The organism is Salinicola salarius, from assembly GCF_002179555.1.
GTDB lineage: Bacteria > Pseudomonadota > Gammaproteobacteria > Pseudomonadales > Halomonadaceae > Salinicola > Salinicola salarius_A.
In genome coordinates, this window is record NZ_NHOU01000067.1 from 1 (window position 1) to 5,422 (window position 5,422).

Below are 5,422 nucleotides of genomic sequence, written 5' to 3' on the forward strand. Positions count from 1 at the left end.
GGATCAGGCAGCGTGACCTGAATAGTTACAAGAGATCTAAATAAGCATCTGTACTGGCGACCACGATGGTGGCGTCGACAATGGCGCCCTCGCACATGTTTACATATTGGGGTAGTTGGGGCCGCCGCCGCCCTCCGGTGCCACCCACTGGATGTTCTGCGCCGGGTCCTTGATGTCGCAGGTCTTGCAGTGCACACAGTTCTGAAAGTTGATTTGGAAGCGCGGCTGGCCGGCGTTATCCTCGATCACCTCGTACACGCCCGCCGGGCAGTAGTGCGTCGCCGGCTCGGCATACTTGGGCAGGTTGTGCTGGGTCGGGATGTCCGGGTCGATCAGCTTGAGATGGCAGGGCTGGTCCTCCTCGTGGTTGGTGTTCGACAGGAACACCGAGGANGAGCTTGTCGAAGGACAGCTTGCCGTCGGGCCTGGGATAGTCGGTCTTCTTCGCTTCGCTTGCCAGCGCCATGCGCGCATGATCCGGCGTGGTGTCGCGCACCACCGGCAGCTTACCGCCGAGTAGCTGGTTGGCGAAGTTGTAGGCCCCGCCGACGTGAGTGCCGTACTTGTGGATCGCCGGCCCGAAACTGCGCGCGTCCTCCAGCTCCTGCCAGGCCCAGCTCTTCTCCCAACTGGCGGTGAACTCCGTCAGCTCGCGGCCGCCCTCATCGCCTGCGACGAACGCCTCGAACACCGTCTCGGCGGCGACCATGCCCGACTTCATCGCCGTGTGCAGGCCCTTGATCTTGGCGAAGTTCAGCGTGCCCGCATCGCAGCCAATCAGCAGCCCGCCGGGGAAGATCATCTTCGGCAGGCTGTTGGCGCCGCCCTTGACGATGGCCCGCGCCCCGTAGGCCACCCGCTTACCGCCCTCCAGATACTGCTTGAGCACCGGATGATGCTTCATGCGCTGGAACTCGTCGAACGGCGACAGCCACGGGTTGGTGTAGGAGAGATCGACGATCAGCCCCACCACCACCTGCTGGTTCTCGGCGTGATAGAGGAAGAACCCGCCGTGGGTATCCTTCTCCAAGGGCCAGCCCGAGCCATGCACCACCAGGCCCGGCTCGTGCTGCTCGGCGGGTACGTCCCACAGCTCCTTTAGGCCGATGGCGTAGTGCTGCGGATCCTTGCCCGCTGCCAGATCGAAACGCTGGATCAAGCGCTTGCCCAGATGCCCCCGGGCCCCCTCGGAGAACAGCGTGTACTTGGCGCGCAGCTCCATGCCCGGCATGTATCCCGACTTCTCGCTGCCGTCCGCCGCCACGCCCATGTCGCCGATGACAATACCGCGCACCGTGCCGTCAGCGTCGTGCAGCACCTCCTGGGCGGCGAAGCCGGGAAATATCTCCACTCCCAGCCTCTCGGCCTGCTCGGCCAACCAGCGACACAGGTTGCCGGCGCTGATCACGTAGTTGGGCGTGGCGCCGCCGGTGTTGTGCATGCTCTTGGGCACCAGCGCGCCGGGCAGCTTGTGGGCCTTCTCGGCATCCTTGAGCAGGTAGACATCGTCGCGGATGGCGGGGGTGGTCAGCGGCGCACCGCGCTCCTCCCAGTCGGGGAACAGCTCCTGCAGAGCGCGCGATTCGAAGACCGCCCCGGAGAGGATGTGCGCGCCCACCTCGGAGCCTTTCTCGACCACACAGACCGAGAGTTCCTGCTCGGCGGCCTGGGCCTGCTGCATCAGGCGGCAGGCGGAGGACAGGCCGCTGGGGCCGGCGCCGACGATGACCACGTCGAAGTCCATGTATTCACGTTCCATGCGTTTCTCCGTGATGGGCACTGTGAACCTAAGTAAACCGTTACATGTGGCTTATGATGCTGACAACTGCTGACCAGGTCAAATTGTGGAACTCGATTTTGAAAAGCAAAATAAAACTTTGGCATAACGCTGCAGAAGGTGCCCTCGCAGTGGGTGCTGTCCAAGCAGGTATGGTGAGCACTCGCCTGGCCAGCTGGAACTTGTCAGCCCGATGCCTGGCCGGGGATGCCCAGGGCTAGTCCACCAGTGCCTGCGAGACCAGCGAACGCAGTTCGCGCCGCAGGGGCAGCAGCGACGACGGTATCAACTGCGCCATCTGGATGACGATCAACTCCTCGGACGGATCGATCCAGAACTGCGTGTTCGCCAGGCCGGTCCAATAGTATTCGCCGGTCGAGCCCTGGGTCTGCGCCAGGGCGGGGTCGAGCACTACGGCAAACCCCAGACCGAATCCCAGGCCCGCCCCCATATGGCCATTATTGAAGCGTGGCTGGCCCATGTCGGCCATACTGCCGGGCAGGTGATTGCCAGTCATGAATTCCACCGTCTTGCGTCCCAGCACCCGTTGGCCGTCGAGGATTCCCTTGTTGCGCAGCATGTGGCAGAAGCGCAGGTAGTCGGCGGTCGTGGAGGTGAGCCCCCCCCCACCGGAGAGAAGCTTGGGAGGTGTGGCGAAACGGCTGCCCGTGGCGGGATCGATCAGCTTCAGCCCCCCCCGGCGGCTCGGGAGTGACATGGGTGACCTCTGCGCCGAGAGGTGGCAGAGGAGACACCTGGGACGTCGTGGTGTACATGGCCGAGAACCGTTCCAGCTTGTCTTCGGCGACGGAGAACGCGGTATCGACCATCCCCAGCGGCGTGAAGATGCGCGCCTTCAGGAACTGCTCCAGCGACTGTTCGGAAATCACTTCCACCACCCGCCCCAGCACGTCGGTGGAAACGCCGTAGTGCCACTCGCTGCCCGGATGGCACAGCAGGGGTTGCGCCGCCAGCCGGGTGACCTCTTCCGCCAGTGTCGTCTCGCCTCCCATGAACGTGATGCCGTTGCGATGATAGAGTTCGTCGACGGGTGAACTCTTCATGAAGTCATAAGTGAACCCCGAGGTGTGGGTCAATAGATGACGCAGGGTAATGAGGCTTCTGGCCGGCTCGAGTTGCGGGTTGTCGGCGTCGCCACCCACCAGTACCTGCATATTCTCGAATTCGGGCAGGAAGCGAGCCAGGGGGTCGTCCAGCTGAAAGTAGCCCTCCTCGTAGAGTATCATCGCCGCGACACTGACGACCGGCTTGGTCATCGAGTAGATACGGAAGATGCTGTCCATTCCGATGGGTCTATCGATACCCATTTCCAGGCTGCCCGCGGTGCCGAAATAGGCGTTTTTTCCCCGGCGGGACACGAGCACGCTGATACCGGCGAGCCGCTCGTGCGCGACATGCTGCTGCATCCACTGCTGGATGCGCTGCAGCCGCTCGTGCGACATGCCAATGGTTCTGGGAGCTACCAGATCTCTCATCAGCGATTCCTTGCGTTATGGCCTGACGGGGCGGGGGAGAGCGATCAGCCATGTGACGCCGGGGCCAGCAAGTCGTGGCTCACTTCACGGAAGCAGGCGCAGCCGGCCAGGGCCATGCTCAGATCGAGATCGGCGAGCAGGCGCTGAACGACTTCCACGACACCCTGGCTGCCGGCTAGCGCCAGTCCCCAGATATAGGGACGCCCCAGCAGCACGGCGTTAGCGCCCAGCGCCTTGGCCTTGAGGATGTCGGAGCCGCTGCGAATACCACTGTCGAACAGTACCGGCAAGGCATCGCCGACCGCGGCACGCACCATGGGCAGGGCGTCGAGGGCGGCAAGCGCTCCGTCGACCTGGCGTCCGCCGTGGTTGGAGACGATGAGCCCGTCGGCACCATGAGCCACGGCCTGACGCGCATCCTCCGGGTGCATGATGCCCTTGAGCAGGATCGGCAGTTTCGTGGCGCTACGCAGGGCTTCCAAGTCTCGCCAGGTCTTGCCCGGGGCGGCGAACTCCTGACTCCAGCGGCGGATCGCCGGAAGCATGTCCGCTTCCGGCGTGGCCTCCAGACCATCGCGAAACACCGGATCGGTAATATAGTTTGCCAACCCCTGGCCCCGAATGAAGGGCAGGAAGGAGTTGGTCAGGTCGCGTTCGCGCCAGGCCATCATCTTGGTATCGAGTGTCACCACGATCGCCTGATAGCCGGCCGCCTCGGCGCGCTGGATCATGCTGATAGCCAGGGCGTCACTGCGCGGCCAGTAGAGCTGGAACCAGCGTGGCGAATCCCCCAGAGCTTCGGCGACCTGCTCCAGCGGGTGCGCGGAGACCGTGGAGAGGATCTGGGGCACGCCCAACTCCCTAGCCGCCCGGGACACCGCCAGTTCCGCCTCGGTACAGATGATGCTCTGCACGCCGATGGGCGCGAGCAGCAGCGGAGTGGAGTAGCGATGACCGAACAGATCGGTCTGCAGGTCCCGCCGGGATACGTCGGTCAGCATGCGCGGCAGGATCGGGTAGCGTGCGAAGGCATCCCGGTTGGCGCGCATGGTGGCTTCGCCGGCGCCACCGGCCACGTACCAGTAGGACTCGGGAGGCAGGATGGCCCGAGCGGCGGCTTCGAGATCCACCATGCGCATCGGCAGGCGCGGGCGTTCGCCCTTGAGTCCGTTGCGGTAGATCTCCAGTTGAAAATCTCCGTAGTGGCGGGGTGTGCTCATGGTCCTGCTCCGGTTCGGTTATTCTTGTGCTACAGGCGTGCTGCAGGCGTTGAAGTTCCGGCAAGCTCGCTAGGCCAGCAAGTATAGCGTGAGCGACTCTGCGACACAGGCGGGCCGCTCGCTGCCTGCGAGCTCGATGGTCACCTCGCTGCAGACGAAGAAGCGGTTGTCGCCGCCGGACTCCACCGATTTCAGCCGGAACCGGGCGCGGATACGCGAGCCGGCCAGCACCGGCGCGGGAAAGCGGACCTTGTTCAGACCGTAGTTGATGCGCGCCTGGACATTATTCACCTCAAACAGCCCCTGCCACAGGCGCGGCAGCATCGACAGCGTGAGAAAGCCGTGGGCAATCGGACTGTTCATGGGCGATTCACGCTCGGCGCGTTCGACATCGACGTGGATCCACTGGTGATCGTCGGTGGCGTCCGCGAATCGCTGGATACGCTCCTGGGTGATTTCGATCCAGTCGCTGACACCCAGTTCGTCACCGACCAGCGCCTTGAGGGCTTCGATATCATGTACAGTTCGCACGCGGCCTGACTCCCAATGGTTTTTTTGAATAGCGGAATCTAATTTCGCTTATGTGGCCGATCGGTTGTACCTCAGGCGGGCGCGCCGGCGCCATTAGCGGAAGGTCGGGAGCGAATGACGAAGCCGGAGTGTACGGGCGGACACGGTGGTGGTATCGCGCGTGGCCAAACGCGGCTGATGACGCAGGAAGAGAGTAAGCCGCTCCGGGGTGCTCTCGCCGGCCTGACAGAGCTGTTCGGCGGTTTCCACATACTGATGCAGCACCGGGTCGATCAGACATGAGCACGCCACGTCATCCTGGGCGGCCTCGGCTTCGTCGGCCAGCCACTCGCACAGGCGCGCCAAGCGGGTGTAGTTAGGGTCGCCATGTAGTGGTTCACTAAAACCGGACACCCATT

4 protein-coding genes and 2 pseudogenes are annotated in these 5,422 nt (G+C 63.7%); all 6 read right to left on the reverse strand.

From position 1 onward, the window contains the following. Positions 1-99: 99 nt before the first annotated feature. Positions 100-1,759: pseudogene (locus tag CCD76_RS18740) on the reverse strand (electron transfer flavoprotein-ubiquinone oxidoreductase). 235 nt (positions 1,760-1,994) lie between these two features. Next, positions 1,995-2,495 carry a serine hydrolase gene (locus CCD76_RS20525; RefSeq protein ID WP_256961390.1) on the reverse strand — a complete coding sequence of 167 codons (501 nt, stop codon included), beginning with the start codon at positions 2,493-2,495 and terminating at the stop codon, positions 1,995-1,997. 22 nt (positions 2,496-2,517) lie between these two features. Beyond that, positions 2,518-3,273, reverse strand: a pseudogene (locus tag CCD76_RS18745) (serine hydrolase domain-containing protein); the annotation flags it as partial. 44 nt (positions 3,274-3,317) lie between these two features. Next, positions 3,318-4,493 (reverse strand): alpha-hydroxy-acid oxidizing protein, encoded by a 1,176-nt coding sequence (locus tag CCD76_RS18750; RefSeq protein WP_087721025.1) that lies wholly within the window; start codon positions 4,491-4,493, stop codon positions 3,318-3,320. Positions 4,494-4,562: 69 nt separating this feature from the next. Beyond that, on the reverse strand, positions 4,563-5,024 hold the full coding sequence (locus tag CCD76_RS18755; protein ID WP_087721026.1) for a MaoC family dehydratase: 462 nt from the start codon (positions 5,022-5,024) through the stop codon (positions 4,563-4,565). 93 nt (positions 5,025-5,117) lie between these two features. After that, the coding region (locus CCD76_RS20115) for a hypothetical protein (RefSeq protein WP_179208971.1) at positions 5,118-5,422 on the reverse strand (305 nt) is incomplete at its 5' end.